Genomic DNA, 15,612 nt, shown 5'->3' on the forward strand with positions numbered 1-15,612 from the left:
TTACTCACCGCCGCAGCCCCCGCCGCACCCGCACCCACCGGATGGCCTGCGCCCTTTCTCCGTCTCCGATCTTCCCTTCCCCTCCCAGGCGGCGGAGACGATCGTCTCCACGTCCTCTTCGGAGAGGTCGAGGCTCCCGCCCTTCTCGATCCCGAGGTCCGTGACCACGATCTCCTGGTCGGGCGTGATCCCGGCCTTCTCAGCGATCTGGCGGGCGCAGCCGACCGGGCAGCCGTCGATGACGACCACCTCGTCCGCTGCCTCGACCTTCTTCATGATCGAGGGTGTCCCGACAGCGAGGGAGGCCGTGCAGGCGATCTTCCCGTATCCTTCCTCTGTCAACTGAACGGCAGCCTCGTTCGAGAGCTGTCCGGCCTTCGCTGCGCCGGCGCAGGCGAAGATGATCCGTTTCGTGCCGCCTTCCGGCTCCGCGCCGCACCCGCAGGCGCACCGGGGTAAGTTCTGTTCCGTCATCTCACTTCTCTCCGAGCAGTATCTGTTTGATATCCTCGACGCAGGGGACGTGGCCGACAACTTTGGCCTCGCCGTCGACGTAGAGCGCCGGCGTCAGCATCACTCCCCGCTCAATCATCTCATCGAGGCTCTCGATCTTGCGGACCTCCGCATCGATCCCGAGATCCTCGACCGCGATCTCGACATTCTTGATCATCCGCCCGCATTTGGCGCAGCCGGTCCCGAAGACTTCAACCAGCACCATCTCTCAGACTCCTGTGCAGGGAAAAAAGGGTCTCACCCCTGCAGGATCTCCTTGATCTCTCCGACGTCGGCCACCCTGCCGGAGACCTTGAGTTCCCCGTCGACGGCGAGCGCCGGCGTCAGCATCACGCCGCGGTCCATGATCTCCGTGATATCGTCGACCTTGACGAGTTCGGCCTCGATGCCGAGCTCCTTGATCGCCGCCTCTGCGTTCTTTGCGAGCCGCTTGCACTTGGCGCAGCCGGTTCCGAGCACTTCTACCTTCATCGTTTCTTCACCTCGTTCTGGTAATCCCGCATGAGCGCCGCCCGGTAGAGCGGTTCCGCCTCCTTCGGGACGTAGTTGTAAATCTTTACCTGTTTGACGAGTTCATCGCCGATAGCGGTCTCGCCCGCGATGCCGCGATCGACGATGTCGGCCAGGATATCGTCAAGCATCGCGAGCCCGACGACGGCCCCGCCGAGATCGATCCGGCGGACGCGCCGCAGGGCCTCTGCGGCGCAGCAGGGTTTCTCTCTCTTCTTCGTCTCCATAGGTTCCCCTCTAGAGTAATACTATCCCGTTCCCGTACACGAACCCGGCGATGGTCGCGAAGACGATCACCAGCGCCACGTAGGCCGCCGTCTTCTTCGCCCCCATGATCCGCGAGATGACGAGGACGGAGGGAAGACTGACCGTCGGGCCCGCGAGCAGGAGGGCGAGCGCCGGTCCTGCCGCCATGTGCCCGGTGGTGTAGCCGAAGGTGGTCCCGATGATCGGGACCTCAAGCAGCGTCGGCATGTAGAGGATCATCCCGACAATGGCCGCAAGGAAGTTCGCGCCGAGCGAGTTGTTCCCGAAGTAGGGCTGGAAGGTCTCTGGCGGGAGGAAGAACGCGATGATCCCGACGAGGAAGGTCCCCCCGATCAGGATGGGAAAGATCTTCTTCGTCAGATCCCAGGTCTCCATCCCCCAGTCGGTCACCTCGTCCTTATCAAAGTAGTAGATGAGCAGGACGGCGATCGCGAGCGTGAGGATGTAGACGATCGAGAGCCGGATCACCCACTCGAGCGGCGACGCCCCGAAGACCAGCACCCCGACCAGGAGGGCGAAGAATGCCGGCGTGACCCAGCGCGGCTTCTCCTCCTCGCACGCCCCGGCGACGCTCGGCGCCATCGCCTTCTTCTTGAGCGTCTCGATATCGGTCGACCGGAAGATCAGCGCCATGGCAAGCCCGATCACGATGGCGAGCAGGACCGCCGAGACCGCCCGGGCAATACCCAGGTCGAAGCCGAGGACCCATGCGGTATAGATGACCGCGAGGATGTTGATGGCGGGGCCGGCAAAGAGGAACGTCGTTGCCGGGCCGATGCCGCTTCCTTTCTTGAGGATGCCGGCGAAGATGGGCAGGATGGTGCAGCTGCAGACCGCAAGGACCGTCCCCGATACCGATGCGATCCCGTAAGAGATGTGCCTGGGCGCGTCCGGGCTGAAGTACTTCAGGATCGCGTCCTTCTTGACGAAAGCCGCGATGGCGCCGGCGATGAAGAACGCCGGGACAAGGCAGGTGAGGACGTGTGCCGAGAGGTAGTCGAGCACGGAGGCAAGCCCGGATGCCAGAGCGCCGATGAGGATATCGATCATGGTCTGTTCCTTTCTCAGTTCTTGTATGCTCAATCAGGGATTCAGAGAACGGCAATGGCCTGGAACGCCACGCCGGCCAGGACGGCGACCCCGAGGATGATCGCCACGAACGCGGCGAGTAGGCGCCGCTCGAAGATCGCGGCAAGCAGCGTCACTTCCGGAATGCTCGCTCCCGCGCCGCCGATGATCAGCGCCATCACGGCGCCGATCCCCATCCCCTTCTCGAGAAGGACGGCACTGATCGGGATGAGCGTCTCCGCCCGGATGTACATCGGCACGCCGATGACCGCCGCGACCGGGATGGCGAGGGGGTTGCCCGGCCCCGCGACCGCGACGATCAGGTCTTCGGGGACGAACCCGTAGATGAACGCCCCGATCCCGGCGCCGAGCAGGAGGTAGGGGAGCACCTGCCGGAAGAGACCGACCGCGAAAGAGACGGCTCCCCGGATGCGGGTGCCGTGGGTTGCGGCGCAACCGCAGGGTTCCGGTCTCCCTTCGACCATGACGTCCTTGACATAACGTTCGTACCCGAACCGGCCGAGGAGCCAGCCCAGCACGACTGCGGCCGTGAAGGTGAAGGCGGCGTAGATGGCGGTCGGGACGACCCCGACGAGCGCGACGAGGAGGGCGAGGATCACCGGGTTTAAGAGCGGGGATGCGAGCAGGAACGACATGCAGACCCCAAACGGGATCCCGATGTCGAGGAGGCCGAGCAGGATCGGGATCGTCGAGCAGGAGCAGAACGGGGTGAGGGCCCCGAACCCGGCCCCGATAACATTCCCGACGCCCTGCCGCCTCCCGGCAAGCACGCTCCGGATCCGCTCTTCGGGGATGTAGGCCTGGAGGAGCCCGACGAGGAAGGTGATCCCCACAAAGAGCAGGACCAGTTCCCCGGCAATGACGACGAAGAACTGTCCGGCGGTGATCAGGTTCGAAGCGGCATCCATGGTCGTTCACTCACCGGTTCTGTTCCCTCTCCAGAGGCTCGTCGCCGCCCGGGTACGGAACTCCTCGACCCATCCTGCCATGCTCCGCGTCCGGTCACTCCTTCTTCTCGTCGGTCTTCTTCGGCACAATCTTCACGTTGCCGCAACAGCCGCCGCCGCAGCCGCAGTCGCTCTCCGGTGCAAAGAGTTTCTTGATCCGTCCGGCGATGCCTTCCTTCCGGTTTTTGCAGGTGTCGTCCGTCATGGTACTACGCTCCACTCTGTTTCAAATAATGTTGAAACAATGTGAGCACCGCCACCCGATAAAGGTTCTGGTTTCAAAAAGAGTTGAAGTTGGGGTTATTCAGCGAGCTTGCGGTAGAGTCCGGTCAGGTTCGTCCGGTAGATCTCCCGGATGGCCTCCTCGCCGGCGGCGATCGGCCTGACAGGGACGAGGTCAATCACGGCATCGGGCGTGAGGTCCGGACTCTTCATCGTCCGGAGCGCCCCCTCGACCATCGCGGCGAGCCCTTCCTTTGCCTCGGCGTCGGTAAGCCCGAACGACCGTGCGAGGTCGAGGAGTTCGTACCACTGGAACCAGAAGTAGGTCGGCCCCATGGCGGTCAGGACGGCGTATGCCTCGAGCTTCTCCTCAGCAACCTCCGGCATCTCGCCGAGCGTGCCAAAGACCCGCTCAAACTGCCGCCTCTGTTCGGGCGTCACCCCGTCGGAGAACGCGACCGGGTTGTAGCCGCTCCCGACGGTCGCCGGAGCGTTCGGGATCATCCGGACGATCGCCCGCCTGCCGCCGAGTCCCCCGGCAATCCCGGCGATCTTCCACTTCGGCGCGAGCGAGACGAGGAGCGCCTCGCTCCGGAGGGCCGGGGCGATCGCCGGCAGCACCGCTCCGACGGCAGGCGGGTGCAGGCCGAGAACCACGATATCCGCCGACGCCGGCCGGGCGTTGTCGTCGCCGGCGACCTCGATCGCCGGGAACCGTTCCTTGAGTGCGGCGAGCGCCGCCGGGTTCGGATCGCTCACGATGACCCGCTCCGGCATTGATCCGGCCTTCTCCCACCCGGTCAGGATGATCCGCACGATCCTGCCGCCGCCGATGAAACCGACGCTTGTACTGTCCATGTTCTTTCCTCCTCCGCAGTCGAACGACTGGTTGGTACACGTACGGTAGCAGCGAAAGGTTATAGGCATTTCTATTTCATATTATTTTGAAACAGCGAGCGTGATACCCGGATGGCAGAAGAGGGAGAGTACCTCCACGCATCGACGTCCCTCACGGAACAGAGGAGCCGTTCCGCACGAGGATCCTCCCGAGACCCTCCGTGCAGCCGCTCTGTGTATCCCCGGGACGGTCCTCCTGACGGCAGACTCAAGACCGACCTACCGTCTCCCGGTCCCGAAGAAGGCAGGGCTGATCGCCGGCGACCGGCAGGGGCACCGGATCCCCCGCAGCCTCTCGATCCAGAGAGATCGGCGGGCTGCGGGAGGTTGCGAACGCCCGGACCCCCGGTACATCGGGAAGCATGCCGGGCTGCTTGCCGACGACGTAGTTCCCCAACACCAGGTAGTCCAGACCGGTGGAGAAGAAGCAGCGGATGGCATCCTGCGGCGACTCCACGATCGGCTCGCCCATCACGTTGAAACTCGTGTTCAGCAATACCGGGACGCCGGTGAGTTTCTCGAACTCTTTCAGCAGTCGGTGAAACCGCGGGTTGGTCTCCCGGTGGACCGTCTGCAGTCGGGCCGTGCCGTCCACATGGGTGACGGCCGGTATGACTGCCTGCTTCTCCGGCCGCACACGGCATACCTTCAGCATGAACGGATCCGCCACGTGCTGTTCGAAGTACTGCGGGGTGTCTTCGACCGGGCAGGAGGGCGCGAAGGGCCGGAACGCTTCCCGGTGCTTGACCTCTGCATTGATCTTGTCTTTCATGTCCGGCAGCGTCGGGTTGGCGAGAATTGAACGGTTGCCGAGAGCCCGGGGCCCGATCTCCATTCGGCCCTGAAACCAGCCGACGATCTGGCCGCTCTGGAGCAAGCGTGCGGTTACGGCCTCCAGTTGGCCGTCCGGGAGGTAGCGATGCTCCAGTTTGCACTCCTCGAGCAGCTTCTGGATAGTCCCGTTCCCGTACCCGGTGCCGACATAAGGATCGTCGTGGACGTAGGTGCGGGGCTGGCCCAGTATGCTGTTATACAGATAGTATGCAGCGCCGATGGCCGTCCCGTTATCGCCGGCCGCCGGCATCACGTAGAGGTCCTCAAATCCGCTCTCCCGCACCAGCCGGCCGTTCGCCACGCTGTTGAGGGTGACCCCGCCGGAGATCACCAGATAGTCCTCCTGCGTGCGTTCACGCAGCTGGCGGGCGATCTTCAGTACACATTCCTCGAGCTGCTTCTGAAAAGCCGCCGCCACGTCCAGGTGGTGCTGCTCGAATCTGGCGTCCCGGGTCTTCTGCCGGGCCTGACCGAACGTCTCGTAGAATTTTTTCGAGCAGCGTGGTCCGTAGTGCTGAAAATCGAAGTAGGAGAGGTCCACGCCTATGGACATATCCTCGTTGACCCAGAAGATCTTCTCCACGATCCCGGAGAAGGTATCGGGATTGCCGAGCGGCGCCAGTCCCATGGTCTTGCCCTCATCATAACTGGTCCGGAACCCGCAGAAGTCGGTGGGCACTTCATACACCGCGCCCAGGGAGTAAGGGAAGAGATCCTGGGCGAAGCACTCAACGGTAGTGCCCCGCCCGACCCCCTTGAACGTCGTGGCCCACTCGCCCCACCCGTCCAGCGACAGCAGAGCAGCGCTCTCATAGGGGCTGACGAAGAACGAGCCGGCTGCATGAGAGAGGTGGTGGGGAACGAAATGCACCTCCGGCTTCCTGTCCTTTGTGAATGTTGCATCGAACCAGAGCCTGAAGGCTCTTGTTGCGAAGAGGGCGAAGCCCAGTTCCTTGGAGGAGAAGGCCCTGGTCTTCCATCCCAACTTCAGGGCGTAGGCAATTTTTCTTGGTCTTTCCAGGTCGGGCCGAAACGAGATCGCGATATGGTCGATCTCTTCGGCCGTTAACCCGGCAATCTCCAGACAGCGTGCAATCGCCTGTTTGGGGAACGCATAGGTATGTTTTTCCCGGTTCAGCCGCTCCTCTTCCAGTGAGGCGATCAGTTTGCCGTCTTTGACCACACAGGCCGTGGAGTCGTGGTAGATGTAATTGATGCCAAGAATAATCATACGCGTCCTCGCTGCCTATCGTCCTTCCAGCAGTTCATCGAGCCGGTATTGTCGAGGGATGAAGCAAGACGATACCGTGGAAGCCCGGAGATCCGAACGCCGGTGCCGGCCGGCGATCTCGATCGCAGGGCTTGCACCACTGGTGATGACCCGCTCCGGCAGGTTCCCGGTCAGGATACCCCGTGCGACCCAGCTGCCGCCGATGATACCGACCCCTGTATCGTCCATGCTTTTTTCTCCTCTGCAGTCGAACGACTGGCTCGAACCGCCTATGGTGGCAGCGAAAGGTTATAGGCGTTTCCATTTCATATTATTTTGAAACAACGAGCGTGATACCCGGATGGCGGAAGACGAAAAATACCAGGATGCATCCCTGCCCCTCCCTCCCGGAGTGGAGGAATCCCTCTGCCGGTGCGGCGGCATCGCAGGGCTGGTGGAGCAGTTGCCGGACGATGCAACGCTTGAGCAGGAGAGCGGCATCCACCGCGCGCTCGCCGATCCTCTCCGCCTCAAGATCCTCGCGATGCTCTCCGTGCAGCCGCTCTGCGTCTGCGTCATCAAGGCGGTGCTCGGGATAGCGGACTCGAAGCTCTCCTACCACCTCTCGGTCCTGAAGAAGGCGGGGCTGATCGCCGGCGAGGCTCAGGGGAACTGGATCGTCTACCGGCTGACCCCCGACGGCAGTCTCCGGGCGCCGCAGGCACTGAGCGGCACCGGGTGCTGTAAAAAAGAGTAAGTCCGGGGCCTACACCCCGAGCCCCGCCAGAAACATCCGGTGCAGGCGCAGATCCCCGCCGAGCTCCGGGTGGAAGGCGAACGCCATATGCCGGCCGTGCCGGACGGCAACGATCCCCTCCGGGATGCGGGCGAGCACCTCGACGTCGGAGCCGACACCCGTCGCCACCGGGGCCCGGATGAAGACTCCCCGGAAGGGTTCGGCGAGGCCCGCGACCTCGAGCATCGCTTCGCGGGAGTCGACCTGCCGCCCGAAGGCGTTCCGTGCGACGTGCATCGGGATGAGGGAAAGGGGCCGGACCCTGGGGTCGTCCACCCGGTCCGCGATGAGGACCATCCCGGCGCAGGTGGCGAAGATCCCGCCCTCGAACCCGGCGAGCGGCTCATAGAGCCCGTTCTTCCCGATCAACCTGGAAATCGTCGTCGACTCCCCGCCCGGGATCGCGAGGGCGTCGAGGTCCGCGAGATCCGCTGCCGTTCGGACGACCACGACCGACGAGCCCGGCCGGTCGGCGAGGGCATCGTGGAACGCCGTGATATGCTCGGCGACGTCGCCCTGGAGCGCGAGAACGCCTACCTTAACGCCCACGGGTCTGCAACACCTCTTCCGCGCGGAGCATGTGGATGTCGAGGCCTTTCATCGCATCCCCAAGACCCCTGCTCACCTCGGCGATGACCTTCGCGTCGTCGTAGTGGTTCACCGCCTCCACGATCGCCCGGGCGGTCGCCTCGGGGTTTGAGGACTTGAAGATCCCCGACCCGACAAAGACACCGTCGGCGCCGAGCTGCATCATCAGCGCCGCGTCGGCGGGCGTCGCGATCCCGCCGGCGGAGAAGTTCACGACGGGGAGGCGGCCGAGGTTCGCGCACTCGATGACGAGCTCCGCCGGCGCCTCGATATCGCGGGCCCGGTCGACGAGCTCCTGACTGGAGAGACCCTTCAGGGTCCGGATCTCGCCCATGATCGCCCGCATGTGCCGGACGGCCTCGACGACGTTGCCGGTCCCGGCCTCGCCCTTCGTCCGGATCATCGCCGCTCCCTCGTTGACCCGCCGCAGGGCCTCCCCCAGGTTCCGGGCGCCGCAGACGAACGGGACCGAGAACCGGGTCTTATCGATATGGAACTGCTCGTCGGCCGGGGTCAGCACCTCGCTCTCATCGACCATGTCCACGCCGAGGGCTTCCAGGATCTGCGCCTCGACGAAGTGGCCGATCCGGGCCTTCCCCATCACCGGGATGGAGACCGCATCGATGATCTCCGCGATCTTCTGCGGGTCGGCCATGCGGGCCACGCCCCCGGCCGCTCTGATATCGGCAGGGACTCTCTCAAGCGCCATGACGGCGACGGCACCGGCCTCTTCGGCGAGCTGCGCCTGCTCTGCGTTGACCACGTCCATGATGACGCCGCCCTTCTGCATCGACGCAAAGCCGCGCTTGATCAGCTCGGTGCCAAATCTCAGTTCCTCGAGTTTCATTACTCCTAACTATAGCTCATGGACCCCAATAAAAATAGTGCGGCGATCTCAGAGATCGCAAAGATCACCGTCGCCGCCCGGACCGCGCGGACGATCCCGGCGCCCCCCTCCGCGAGGGTCATCTCCGGGTCCCCGATGGTATAGACACCGGGCTTCTCGAGCCGTATGCCGACGCCGCCGGCGATGACGGCCATCGGGATCCCGCCGTTGAATCCGGGACGCTTCTTCCTATCTCTCCGGAGCGCAGCCCAGGCCGGTCCAAACCGGCCCTGCGCCGCGAAGTAGGCGAGGAGGATCAGCCCGGTGAGCCGGGCCGGGATGAAGTTCAAGACGTCGTCGGCGCGGGCCGCAAACCACCCGATCCGGATACGCTCGTCCCGGTAACCGAGCATCGCGTCCATGGTGTTGACCGCCCGGAAGGCGGCGGCCCCCGCAAGGCCGAAGAGCCCGAAGTAGAAGAGCGGGGAGATGATGCTGTCGACGAGGTTCTCGGTCATCGACTCGTAGGCTGCCGAGAGGACGTGCTCGCGATCGAGATGCGCCGTCTCCCGGCTCACCATCATCCCGACCGTCGAGCGGCCCGCGTCGATGCTCTCGCTCTCGAGTGCCCGGACCACGGCGGCGACGTGCTCCTCGAGCGCCCGCCAGGCGAGACAGGCCTTGAGGAGGAAGGGCGCGAGGAGGAGGTAAAGGTACCAGGGGGCCGCAAACTGGACGAGAGCGAACGGGGCGGCAAAGAGGAAGACGGTCGTGAAGGCCCCCGCGATCCCGACCGCCCGCTGGATGCCGGGCGGGTAGCGGGCCGGTATTCCCCACCACCCGATGAACCGCCCGATCATCGCCACCGGGTGGTACCGCGAGTGGGGATCCCCGATCAGGCGGTCCACCAGCAGCGACGCGGCGACTACGACCGCTGCCGCGACCATGCGAGGACGACCCCGACAAGCAGCGCCGCGAACGCAGCGGCGTTCAAGAGATCGACCCGGTAGACCAGCCACAATCCGTAGAGGATCAGACCGGCCGCGACGGCGGCGAGGACCCCGGCCGGAGGCAGCGGCGGGAGCGCTATCGCCGGGAGGGCTGGGCCGGCCGGGCCGGACTCCTCCGGCACGGGCTCGGCGGCTGCCCGCTCCCTGACGACGACCCGGAACTGCGCTTTCTTCGCGCCGTATCCCGCGATGACCTCCACGTTAAAGATCCCCGGGTAGGCATCCTCCCGGATGGGGATGCGGAACTCCTCGATCTCGTCCACGTAGATATTCTCGTGGAAGAAACCGCTGAAGGGCGAGGAGTCTGAGGAGGCGAGGGTGATATGGAGCGGCGAGCCGTGGTTGACGATACGGAGGGGGAGATCGCTCCCCACCGCCGCCTCAACCTCTTGTGGGACCTCGATGGCGTTGATCCCCCGGCGGTTGAGATGAATCTCCGACATCGGCCGGGTCAGTCCTCGCAGGCGGTCTGGGGGAGGAGGTTCGGGATGCCTTCGGTGATCGGGTAATCGACGCGGCACGCCGCGCACCGGAGGGTGCCCTCGAGCACCTCGTCACCGCTCTCCTCGGCGACGGTGAGGACGAGAGCGCCCTTACAGACGGGACAGCAGAGGATCTCCATGAGGTTCTTTCTCATAGCTCTCCCCGAAGATCGATGATCTGGGACATCTCGGGGCCGGTCGAGATCAGGGTGACGGGCTTGCCGATGTCCTTTTCCGCCTGCGCGATGAAGTCCTTCGCCTTCTTGCTTAACTGGCCGTAATCCGTTGCGCCGAAGCAGGCCGGGTCGACCCGGTCGATCCCGGTGATCGCCGCCTGCGTGCAGCCGTTGATCATCGCCGAGTAACGGGCCATCTTCCCGTCCCAGGTGCCGATACGGCGCTGGCGGTGGGTGACGGTCCCGAACTCCTCGATGCCGAGCTCGTGCGACCGCTCCATCGTCATCTCGGTGGAGAAGGGCCCTTCCCCAACCCGGGTCGGGTAGGCCTTGAAGACGACGATGACGTCGTCGATCCGGGTCGGACCGACGCCGTTGTCGGCAGCGATCTGCGAGGCGGAGGTGTCCTTGCTCGTCACGAACGGGTAGGTCCCGAAGTAGAGCGAGATCCCGAAGCCCTGGGTCCCCTCGAGGAGGACCACCTCATCGTTGTCGATAGCCCGGTTGACGTCCTCGGCCACATCGGTGATGTAGTCCGCGAGCTCCGGGACATCTTTTGCCTGCCGAGACGTCCGCAGAACACGGTCCGAATTCGCCGGGCCGCACCCGGTCCCGGTGCTCCCGATCTTCTTGCTGAGATGCTCGCTCCCTCTATCCCTGGCAATGTGCTCTTCTTCGATGATGCCGCACCGTCCGTCGACGAAGATCCTGCCCTGGACGCCGAGCAGGTCGACTTCCCGCTTGAAGACGCGCGGGTCGACGAGTACGCCGCTCCCGATCATGAGAGCGGCTTCCGGATAGACGAACCCCGAGGGAACCATCCTGACACCGTATTCTTTCTCCCCGATGCGGACGGTGTGCCCGGCGTTCGGGCCGACGCCGCCACGGGAGATGATGGATGGTCTGTCCTGATGGGCGACATGCGCCACGATCTTTCCTTTTCCCTCGTCACCAAAGAACCCGCCGACGATAATAGTACAACTCATCGTTCTATCAAGTAGGATGGAGCGATACATACTGATAAACATTACAATGCGACACCGGGAGAACACCAGGTTTGTTTAAAGGCAACGCGGTTCCCGGCCATCCTGTACCGCGCGCTCCGGGCCGTTCCGCGCCGTCCCGGGGGAACTCCGGCTGGGTTCTCCCCGGCACGGGCGGCAGCACGCATCCCGGGGCCGGGTCTCCCGGCAGAAACGGGGAGCCGCAACGCCCCTGCAATCTACGGTTAGCCGCAGATACGGTGCCCGGAGCGCTGAAAATCCATCATATATCAACCTTCGCGGGCGGCGACCGTCCTCCGGTCCGGCTGCCGCCGGGATCTGAACCCCTTTGTTTCCACTGGAAACTCCATCTCACAGGAATTCCGGACCACCACGTCGAGTTTTTCCCCGAGAGCGGCAGGGTGAACCGACAGAGGATCATTCCACCGGAGCGCAGATGCGAACCCGGCGATCCGTCCGGGATTTGCAGGATGGAATGCGTATCCCGTGTGTCGGAAGGGGCGGATCCCGGGTGCCCACAATTCCTGAATATATCCACATCTCCAGTGGAAATAAAGGGGTTCTCCGACCGTCATTCCCGGGTCGGACAACAAACCACCGGCCGGTCATGCAGCGTAGCAGCTGAAAAAAGTTTTGATCTTGATCCTTCGCGGGCGGCGGCGGTGTTCTTATTTCACCGACTCCAGGAAGGCCGCCATGCGCGAGAGGGCCTCCTTGAGATCGTCGCGCGAGACCGCGTAGGCGCACCGGATGTGCCCGGCGCCCGAGGGGCCGAGGACGCTTCCGGGGACGACCGCCACGTGCTGCTCTCTGAGGAGGTTCTCCGCAAACTCGACATCGGTCATGCCGGTACTCTCCACCGACGGGAAGGCGTAGAACGCACCCTTCGGGAGGTGACAGGCAAGGCCGAGCTTGTTCAGTCCGTCGACGAAGAGGTTGCGCCGGAGGCGGTATTCCCGGACCATGGCGTCCTTCTCGGCCGCCCCGTTTCGGAGCGCCTCGTAGGCCGCTATCTGGCCCATGACGGGGGCGCAGAGCGCGACGTACTGGTGGATCTTCAAGGCCGCCGCGGTGATTGCCGGCGGCGCGCAGAGGTAGCCGATCCGCCATCCGGTCATCGCGAAGGCCTTCGAGAAGCCGTTCAAGGTGATCGTCCGCTCGAAGAGCTCCGGGATCCTCGCCGGCGAGAAATGGCCGCTGTCGTAGGTGAGCTCGGCGTAGACCTCGTCGCTGATGAGGAGGAGGTCGTGGTCGACCAGGAGGTCGGCGATACCGCGCCAGTCCGCTTCCTGCATCACCCCACCGGTGGGGTTGTTCGGGAAGTTCGCGATCAGGGCCTTCGTCCGCGGGGTGATGCTCTCCGCGAGCGCGTCGGCCGTCAGCCGGAACTCGTCCTCCGCCCGGCAGGGGACGGTGATGGGGACGCCCCCGGCAAGCGAGACGCAGGGGGTGTAGGAGACGTAACAGGGCTCCGCGACCAGAATCTCGTCGCCCGGGTCCGTGACGGCCCGGATGGCGATGTCTGCCGCCTCCGAAACGCCGCAGGTGACGATGATCTCCGCTTCGGGGTCGTAGCGGGTGTTAAACCCGGCATCGAGGTAGCGGCTGATGGCACCGCGGAGCTGGGGCGTCCCCTTGTTCGAGGTATAGGCGGTCGAGCCCTGCTCGATGGAGTAGATGGATGCCTCGCAGACGCACCAGGGCGTCACGAAGTCCGGTTCGCCGACACCCAGGGATATGACGTCTTCCATCGTCTGGGCGATATCGAAGAACTTCCGGATGCCCGACGGCGGTATGGCGCGGGCCCTTGCCGAGACGAAATCCCTCACGCTCTCACCTCAGAACGAGTAGGGGAGACGCTCGACACCCTCGCGCTCGGCGAAGGTGGTGCCGTTCTCCTTGTAGGTCTTCATGGTGATATGCGTCGCCGTCTCCCGGATCCGGTCCATCGGGGCGATCTGCTCGGCGACGAACCGGGCTATCTCGTGCATGCTCGGCCCGGTCACCAGGAGCTGGAGGTCGTAGGCCCCCGTCATCAGCCGGAGCGAGCGGACCTGCGGGAACCGCGAGATCCGCTCGGCGATCCGGTCGTAACCGAAGTCGCGCTCGGGCGAGACTTTGAGCTCGATCACGGCGGCGACGTTGCCGTTGCCGGCCTGCTCCCAGTCGATGACCGCGCCGTAACGGCGGATGGCGCCGGCGGCTTCCAGTCGGGAGATCCGGTCCTTCGCGTCCTGCTCGCTCACCTCGGCCAGCACCGCGAGTTCGCTTATCGGGGTGCGGCAGTTCTCCTCCAGAAGCTGGAGGAGGATACGGTCCTTCTCGTCCATAGTTTCACCTGAACATTGCTCTTAAACGGTTGATGTCGAGTTGCTTGAGTCGCTGGTCGTCCAGCCTCGGATCGCGCGTGACGACCTCCTCGATCTTGCTCGTCGCCGCATCGAACCACATCTCCTTCGTCCGGCCGTACCGACCGCGTGAGACGACCCGGGTGTTGATGACGCCGAGCATGTTGAGCTCGGAGATGAGATCCGTGATCCGGCGGTGCGTCAGGACGTCGAGGTCGATGATCCGGGCGATCTCCCGGTAGACCACGGTGACCTCGCCGCTCGTGAAGATCCTTTTACCCATCTGCTCGAGGATCAGCATCGCGTAGAGGACCGCCTTGCTCTGGGTCGGGAGGGTGGAGACGCACTCCACCATGCTGTCGGTCTCGATCTTCTCCTGGGCCATCCGGACGTGCTTCTCGGTCACGCCCGCGGCGTTCTCGCGGTCTGCAAGCTCCCCCGATACCCGGAGGAGGTCGAGCGCCCGCCGGGCGTCGCCGTGCTCCTGGGCCGCGAGCGCCGCGCAGAGCGGGATGACCGTCTCGTCGAGCGCGCCCTCGATGAAGGCGATCTCGGCCCTCTGCTTGAGGATGTCGCAGAGCTGCGGGGCGTTGTAGGGGGGAAAGACGATCTCCTCTTCAGAGAGCGAGGAGAGGACCCGGGGGTCCAGGAAGTCGGTAAACCGGAGGTCGTTTGAGATCCCGATGATGCTGACCTTCGCGAACTTCAGGTCGGAGTTGATCCGGGTGAGGTTGTAGAGGGTATCGTCACCGCTCTTCTTGACAAGCTTGTCGATCTCGTCGAGGATGATGACCATGACCCCCCCGCTGCTCTCGAGCTGGTTCTTGAGCTCCATATAGACCTGATCGGTCGGCCACCCGGTCATCGGGATGTGGTTTCTCGTGCTGTCGCTCGGGTGCTGGTCGGCGTCGTCGAGGCTGTTCGCGATCTGGGCGAGCACCCGGTACTGGGTATCGATCACTTCGCAGTTGAGGTGGACGATCCTGCACCTCGTCCCGGCGAGCGCACTGGCACCCTCGAGCTCCGTCCCCACATACCGGACCGAGGCCGTCTTCCCGGTCCCGGTCTTGCCGTAGATGAGAATGTTTGAAGGAGTCTCGTTGGTGAGGGCAGGCGCAAGGATAGAGGCAAGCTCGTCGATCTGCGGTTTCCGGTGAGGAAGGATGTGAGGACGATAGCTGTGACGCAGCACTTCCCTGTTCTTAAATATACGTCTATTGGTGAGGTATTTTTTGAAGAGGCCCATTGGATTGGTCTTATCGTCCGACATGGTGTCACCGGAGGGGGTTACCAGGACAGGAGATTTTCTTGTCGAGGACCCTTAATATGATCGTTTTCGTGATTGATAACCCCTTCGTTTCCAGTGGAACTTATGAGCGGTCGATTGCCGGCAGAATTCTGGTGATATTGCCGGGACAGGGGAGGGACCCGGGAGAGGAGATGGGGTGATGGACCGGGATCACCCCGACCCCTTTGTTTCGCGTGGAGGGTGATGGTGATACCGCCCTGCGGTATCATCCAATCAAAGGTGATGGTGATAGTCATGTGTACCTCTGAAACTCAAGATATATAGTTTTGTCGTATCAGTACAGGGTCAGGGAAGAAGCAAGGAAAGCAGGATGAATGTTGTACGGGATGATTAAAACAGAGAACCGGGCTGGAAAGGGAGGAGAGAATGAAGGAAGAGAGAAGGGCGAGATGAGGGAAATACAGGGTGAAGTGGGAGAGAACGCGGGTACGGAGGCACAAAATATGGATGGAACGGAGGTTGGGGAGAGGATGTGGAGGGGGATCAGGAGGTGGGGGGCCGGAGAATGCAAGAGGATAGGAGGAAGAACTGGGGGGTAAGGTAACCAGGGAGTGAAAAGAGAGGAGAAGGGGAGGACTGGAGAG

21 protein-coding genes are annotated in these 15,612 nt (G+C 63.7%); 2 read left to right on the plus strand and 19 right to left on the minus strand.

The window, feature by feature from the left end; translation table 11 throughout:
* The 10 genes from F8E02_RS03365 to F8E02_RS03410 all read right to left on the minus strand — a co-directional run bounded on the left by F8E02_RS03365 (position 1) and on the right by F8E02_RS03410 (position 6,738).
* Complete coding sequence (locus F8E02_RS03365; RefSeq protein WP_317064044.1) at positions 1 to 474, minus strand: putative zinc-binding protein; 474 nt, start codon at positions 472 to 474, stop codon at positions 1 to 3.
* A gap of 1 nt (position 475) precedes the next feature.
* Positions 476 to 718, minus strand: a complete 243-nt coding sequence (locus F8E02_RS03370; protein WP_317064046.1) for a thioredoxin family protein — start codon at positions 716 to 718, stop codon at positions 476 to 478.
* Between the two features lie 32 nt (positions 719 to 750).
* Positions 751 to 984 carry a thioredoxin family protein gene (locus F8E02_RS03375; protein ID WP_317064047.1) on the minus strand — a complete coding sequence of 78 codons (234 nt, stop codon included), beginning with the start codon at positions 982 to 984 and terminating at the stop codon, positions 751 to 753.
* Complete coding sequence (locus F8E02_RS03380) at positions 981 to 1,250, minus strand: hypothetical protein (protein ID WP_317064048.1); 270 nt, start codon at positions 1,248 to 1,250, stop codon at positions 981 to 983. Before F8E02_RS03380 ends, F8E02_RS03375 begins: the two co-directional genes overlap by 4 nt.
* A gap of 10 nt (positions 1,251 to 1,260) precedes the next feature.
* On the minus strand, positions 1,261 to 2,340 hold the full coding sequence (locus F8E02_RS03385) for a permease (protein WP_317064049.1): 1,080 nt from the start codon (positions 2,338 to 2,340) through the stop codon (positions 1,261 to 1,263).
* Between the two features lie 41 nt (positions 2,341 to 2,381).
* The gene (locus F8E02_RS03390) at positions 2,382 to 3,287 is read right to left on the minus strand and encodes a permease (protein ID WP_317064050.1); all 906 of its coding nucleotides are present in this window, start codon (positions 3,285 to 3,287) and stop codon (positions 2,382 to 2,384) included.
* Between the two features lie 94 nt (positions 3,288 to 3,381).
* The gene (locus tag F8E02_RS03395; protein WP_317064051.1) at positions 3,382 to 3,531 is read right to left on the minus strand and encodes a hypothetical protein; all 150 of its coding nucleotides are present in this window, start codon (positions 3,529 to 3,531) and stop codon (positions 3,382 to 3,384) included.
* A 95-nt stretch (positions 3,532 to 3,626) separates the two neighbouring features.
* Positions 3,627 to 4,406 carry a pyrroline-5-carboxylate reductase family protein gene (locus tag F8E02_RS03400; RefSeq protein WP_317064052.1) on the minus strand — a complete coding sequence of 260 codons (780 nt, stop codon included), beginning with the start codon at positions 4,404 to 4,406 and terminating at the stop codon, positions 3,627 to 3,629.
* A gap of 247 nt (positions 4,407 to 4,653) precedes the next feature.
* Positions 4,654 to 6,510, minus strand: coding sequence for a carbamoyltransferase family protein (locus F8E02_RS03405; RefSeq protein WP_317064053.1), 1,857 nt, complete (start codon positions 6,508 to 6,510; stop codon positions 4,654 to 4,656).
* Positions 6,511 to 6,525: 15 nt separating this feature from the next.
* Positions 6,526 to 6,738, minus strand: a complete 213-nt coding sequence (locus F8E02_RS03410) for a hypothetical protein (protein ID WP_317064054.1) — start codon at positions 6,736 to 6,738, stop codon at positions 6,526 to 6,528.
* Positions 6,739 to 6,850: 112 nt separating this feature from the next.
* Between F8E02_RS03410 and F8E02_RS03415 the strand changes: the two genes are divergently transcribed.
* Positions 6,851 to 7,246, plus strand: coding sequence for an ArsR/SmtB family transcription factor (locus tag F8E02_RS03415; protein ID WP_317064055.1), 396 nt, complete (start codon positions 6,851 to 6,853; stop codon positions 7,244 to 7,246).
* Between the two features lie 9 nt (positions 7,247 to 7,255).
* On the opposite strand, the gene pdxT is transcribed toward F8E02_RS03415, so the two are convergent.
* The 9 genes from pdxT to F8E02_RS03460 form a co-directional block, all read right to left on the minus strand.
* Positions 7,256 to 7,834 carry a pyridoxal 5'-phosphate synthase glutaminase subunit PdxT gene (pdxT, locus tag F8E02_RS03420; RefSeq protein ID WP_317064056.1) on the minus strand — a complete coding sequence of 193 codons (579 nt, stop codon included), beginning with the start codon at positions 7,832 to 7,834 and terminating at the stop codon, positions 7,256 to 7,258.
* Positions 7,824 to 8,720, minus strand: coding sequence for a pyridoxal 5'-phosphate synthase lyase subunit PdxS (pdxS, locus tag F8E02_RS03425; RefSeq protein WP_317064057.1), 897 nt, complete (start codon positions 8,718 to 8,720; stop codon positions 7,824 to 7,826). The genes pdxT and pdxS overlap by 11 nt, the downstream gene beginning before the upstream one ends.
* Before the next feature lie 5 nt (positions 8,721 to 8,725).
* Positions 8,726 to 9,646 carry an adenosylcobinamide-phosphate synthase CbiB gene (gene cbiB / locus F8E02_RS03430; RefSeq protein WP_317064058.1) on the minus strand — a complete coding sequence of 307 codons (921 nt, stop codon included), beginning with the start codon at positions 9,644 to 9,646 and terminating at the stop codon, positions 8,726 to 8,728.
* Complete coding sequence (locus F8E02_RS03435; protein WP_317064060.1) at positions 9,625 to 10,152, minus strand: DUF7524 family protein; 528 nt, start codon at positions 10,150 to 10,152, stop codon at positions 9,625 to 9,627. The genes cbiB and F8E02_RS03435 overlap by 22 nt, the downstream gene beginning before the upstream one ends.
* A gap of 8 nt (positions 10,153 to 10,160) precedes the next feature.
* The gene (locus tag F8E02_RS03440) at positions 10,161 to 10,346 is read right to left on the minus strand and encodes a methytransferase partner Trm112 (protein WP_317064061.1); all 186 of its coding nucleotides are present in this window, start codon (positions 10,344 to 10,346) and stop codon (positions 10,161 to 10,163) included.
* A complete protein-coding gene (locus F8E02_RS03445; protein ID WP_317064062.1) occupies positions 10,343 to 11,353 on the minus strand; it encodes an adenylosuccinate synthetase in 1,011 nt (336 codons plus the stop codon). The genes F8E02_RS03440 and F8E02_RS03445 overlap by 4 nt, the downstream gene beginning before the upstream one ends.
* Positions 11,354 to 12,039: 686 nt before the next feature.
* Entirely contained in the window at positions 12,040 to 13,200 is a 1,161-nt protein-coding gene (locus F8E02_RS03450) for an aminotransferase class I/II-fold pyridoxal phosphate-dependent enzyme (RefSeq protein ID WP_317064063.1), read from the minus strand.
* Positions 13,201 to 13,209: 9 nt separating this feature from the next.
* On the minus strand, positions 13,210 to 13,701 hold the full coding sequence (locus F8E02_RS03455) for an Lrp/AsnC family transcriptional regulator (RefSeq protein WP_317064064.1): 492 nt from the start codon (positions 13,699 to 13,701) through the stop codon (positions 13,210 to 13,212).
* A 4-nt stretch (positions 13,702 to 13,705) separates the two neighbouring features.
* The gene (locus F8E02_RS03460) at positions 13,706 to 14,989 is read right to left on the minus strand and encodes an ORC1-type DNA replication protein (RefSeq protein WP_317064065.1); all 1,284 of its coding nucleotides are present in this window, start codon (positions 14,987 to 14,989) and stop codon (positions 13,706 to 13,708) included.
* Between the two features lie 365 nt (positions 14,990 to 15,354).
* Between F8E02_RS03460 and F8E02_RS03465 the strand changes: the two genes are divergently transcribed.
* Positions 15,355 to 15,567 (plus strand): hypothetical protein, encoded by a 213-nt coding sequence (locus F8E02_RS03465; protein WP_317064066.1) that lies wholly within the window; start codon positions 15,355 to 15,357, stop codon positions 15,565 to 15,567.
* Positions 15,568 to 15,612 lie beyond the last annotated feature (45 nt).

The sequence above is a fragment of the Methanoculleus caldifontis genome (assembly GCF_032842345.1).
Classification (GTDB): domain Archaea; phylum Halobacteriota; class Methanomicrobia; order Methanomicrobiales; family Methanoculleaceae; genus Methanoculleus; species Methanoculleus caldifontis.

Bases quoted from the DNA above. Each gene is read 5' to 3' on its own strand.
- cbiB (WP_317064058.1), bottom strand. From the start codon at position 9,646: ATGGTCGCGGCAGCGGTCGTAGTCGCCGCGTCGCTGCTGGTGGACCGC.
- F8E02_RS03405 (WP_317064053.1), bottom strand. From the start codon at position 6,510: ATGATTATTCTTGGCATCAATTACATCTACCACGACTCCACGGCCTGT.
- F8E02_RS03415 (WP_317064055.1), top strand. From the start codon at position 6,851: ATGGCGGAAGACGAAAAATACCAGGATGCATCCCTGCCCCTCCCTCCC.
- F8E02_RS03445 (WP_317064062.1), bottom strand. From the start codon at position 11,353: ATGAGTTGTACTATTATCGTCGGCGGGTTCTTTGGTGACGAGGGAAAA.
- F8E02_RS03365 (WP_317064044.1), bottom strand. From the start codon at position 474: ATGACGGAACAGAACTTACCCCGGTGCGCCTGCGGGTGCGGCGCGGAG.
- F8E02_RS03375 (WP_317064047.1), bottom strand. From the start codon at position 984: ATGAAGGTAGAAGTGCTCGGAACCGGCTGCGCCAAGTGCAAGCGGCTC.
- F8E02_RS03460 (WP_317064065.1), bottom strand. From the start codon at position 14,989: ATGTCGGACGATAAGACCAATCCAATGGGCCTCTTCAAAAAATACCTC.
- F8E02_RS03410 (WP_317064054.1), bottom strand. From the start codon at position 6,738: ATGGACGATACAGGGGTCGGTATCATCGGCGGCAGCTGGGTCGCACGG.
- F8E02_RS03440 (WP_317064061.1), bottom strand. From the start codon at position 10,346: ATGAGAAAGAACCTCATGGAGATCCTCTGCTGTCCCGTCTGTAAGGGC.
- pdxS (WP_317064057.1), bottom strand. From the start codon at position 8,720: ATGAAACTCGAGGAACTGAGATTTGGCACCGAGCTGATCAAGCGCGGC.
- F8E02_RS03370 (WP_317064046.1), bottom strand. From the start codon at position 718: ATGGTGCTGGTTGAAGTCTTCGGGACCGGCTGCGCCAAATGCGGGCGG.
- F8E02_RS03435 (WP_317064060.1), bottom strand. From the start codon at position 10,152: ATGTCGGAGATTCATCTCAACCGCCGGGGGATCAACGCCATCGAGGTC.
- F8E02_RS03385 (WP_317064049.1), bottom strand. From the start codon at position 2,340: ATGATCGATATCCTCATCGGCGCTCTGGCATCCGGGCTTGCCTCCGTG.
- F8E02_RS03465 (WP_317064066.1), top strand. From the start codon at position 15,355: ATGATTAAAACAGAGAACCGGGCTGGAAAGGGAGGAGAGAATGAAGGA.
- F8E02_RS03400 (WP_317064052.1), bottom strand. From the start codon at position 4,406: ATGGACAGTACAAGCGTCGGTTTCATCGGCGGCGGCAGGATCGTGCGG.
- F8E02_RS03395 (WP_317064051.1), bottom strand. From the start codon at position 3,531: ATGACGGACGACACCTGCAAAAACCGGAAGGAAGGCATCGCCGGACGG.
- F8E02_RS03390 (WP_317064050.1), bottom strand. From the start codon at position 3,287: ATGGATGCCGCTTCGAACCTGATCACCGCCGGACAGTTCTTCGTCGTC.
- F8E02_RS03380 (WP_317064048.1), bottom strand. From the start codon at position 1,250: ATGGAGACGAAGAAGAGAGAGAAACCCTGCTGCGCCGCAGAGGCCCTG.
- F8E02_RS03455 (WP_317064064.1), bottom strand. From the start codon at position 13,701: ATGGACGAGAAGGACCGTATCCTCCTCCAGCTTCTGGAGGAGAACTGC.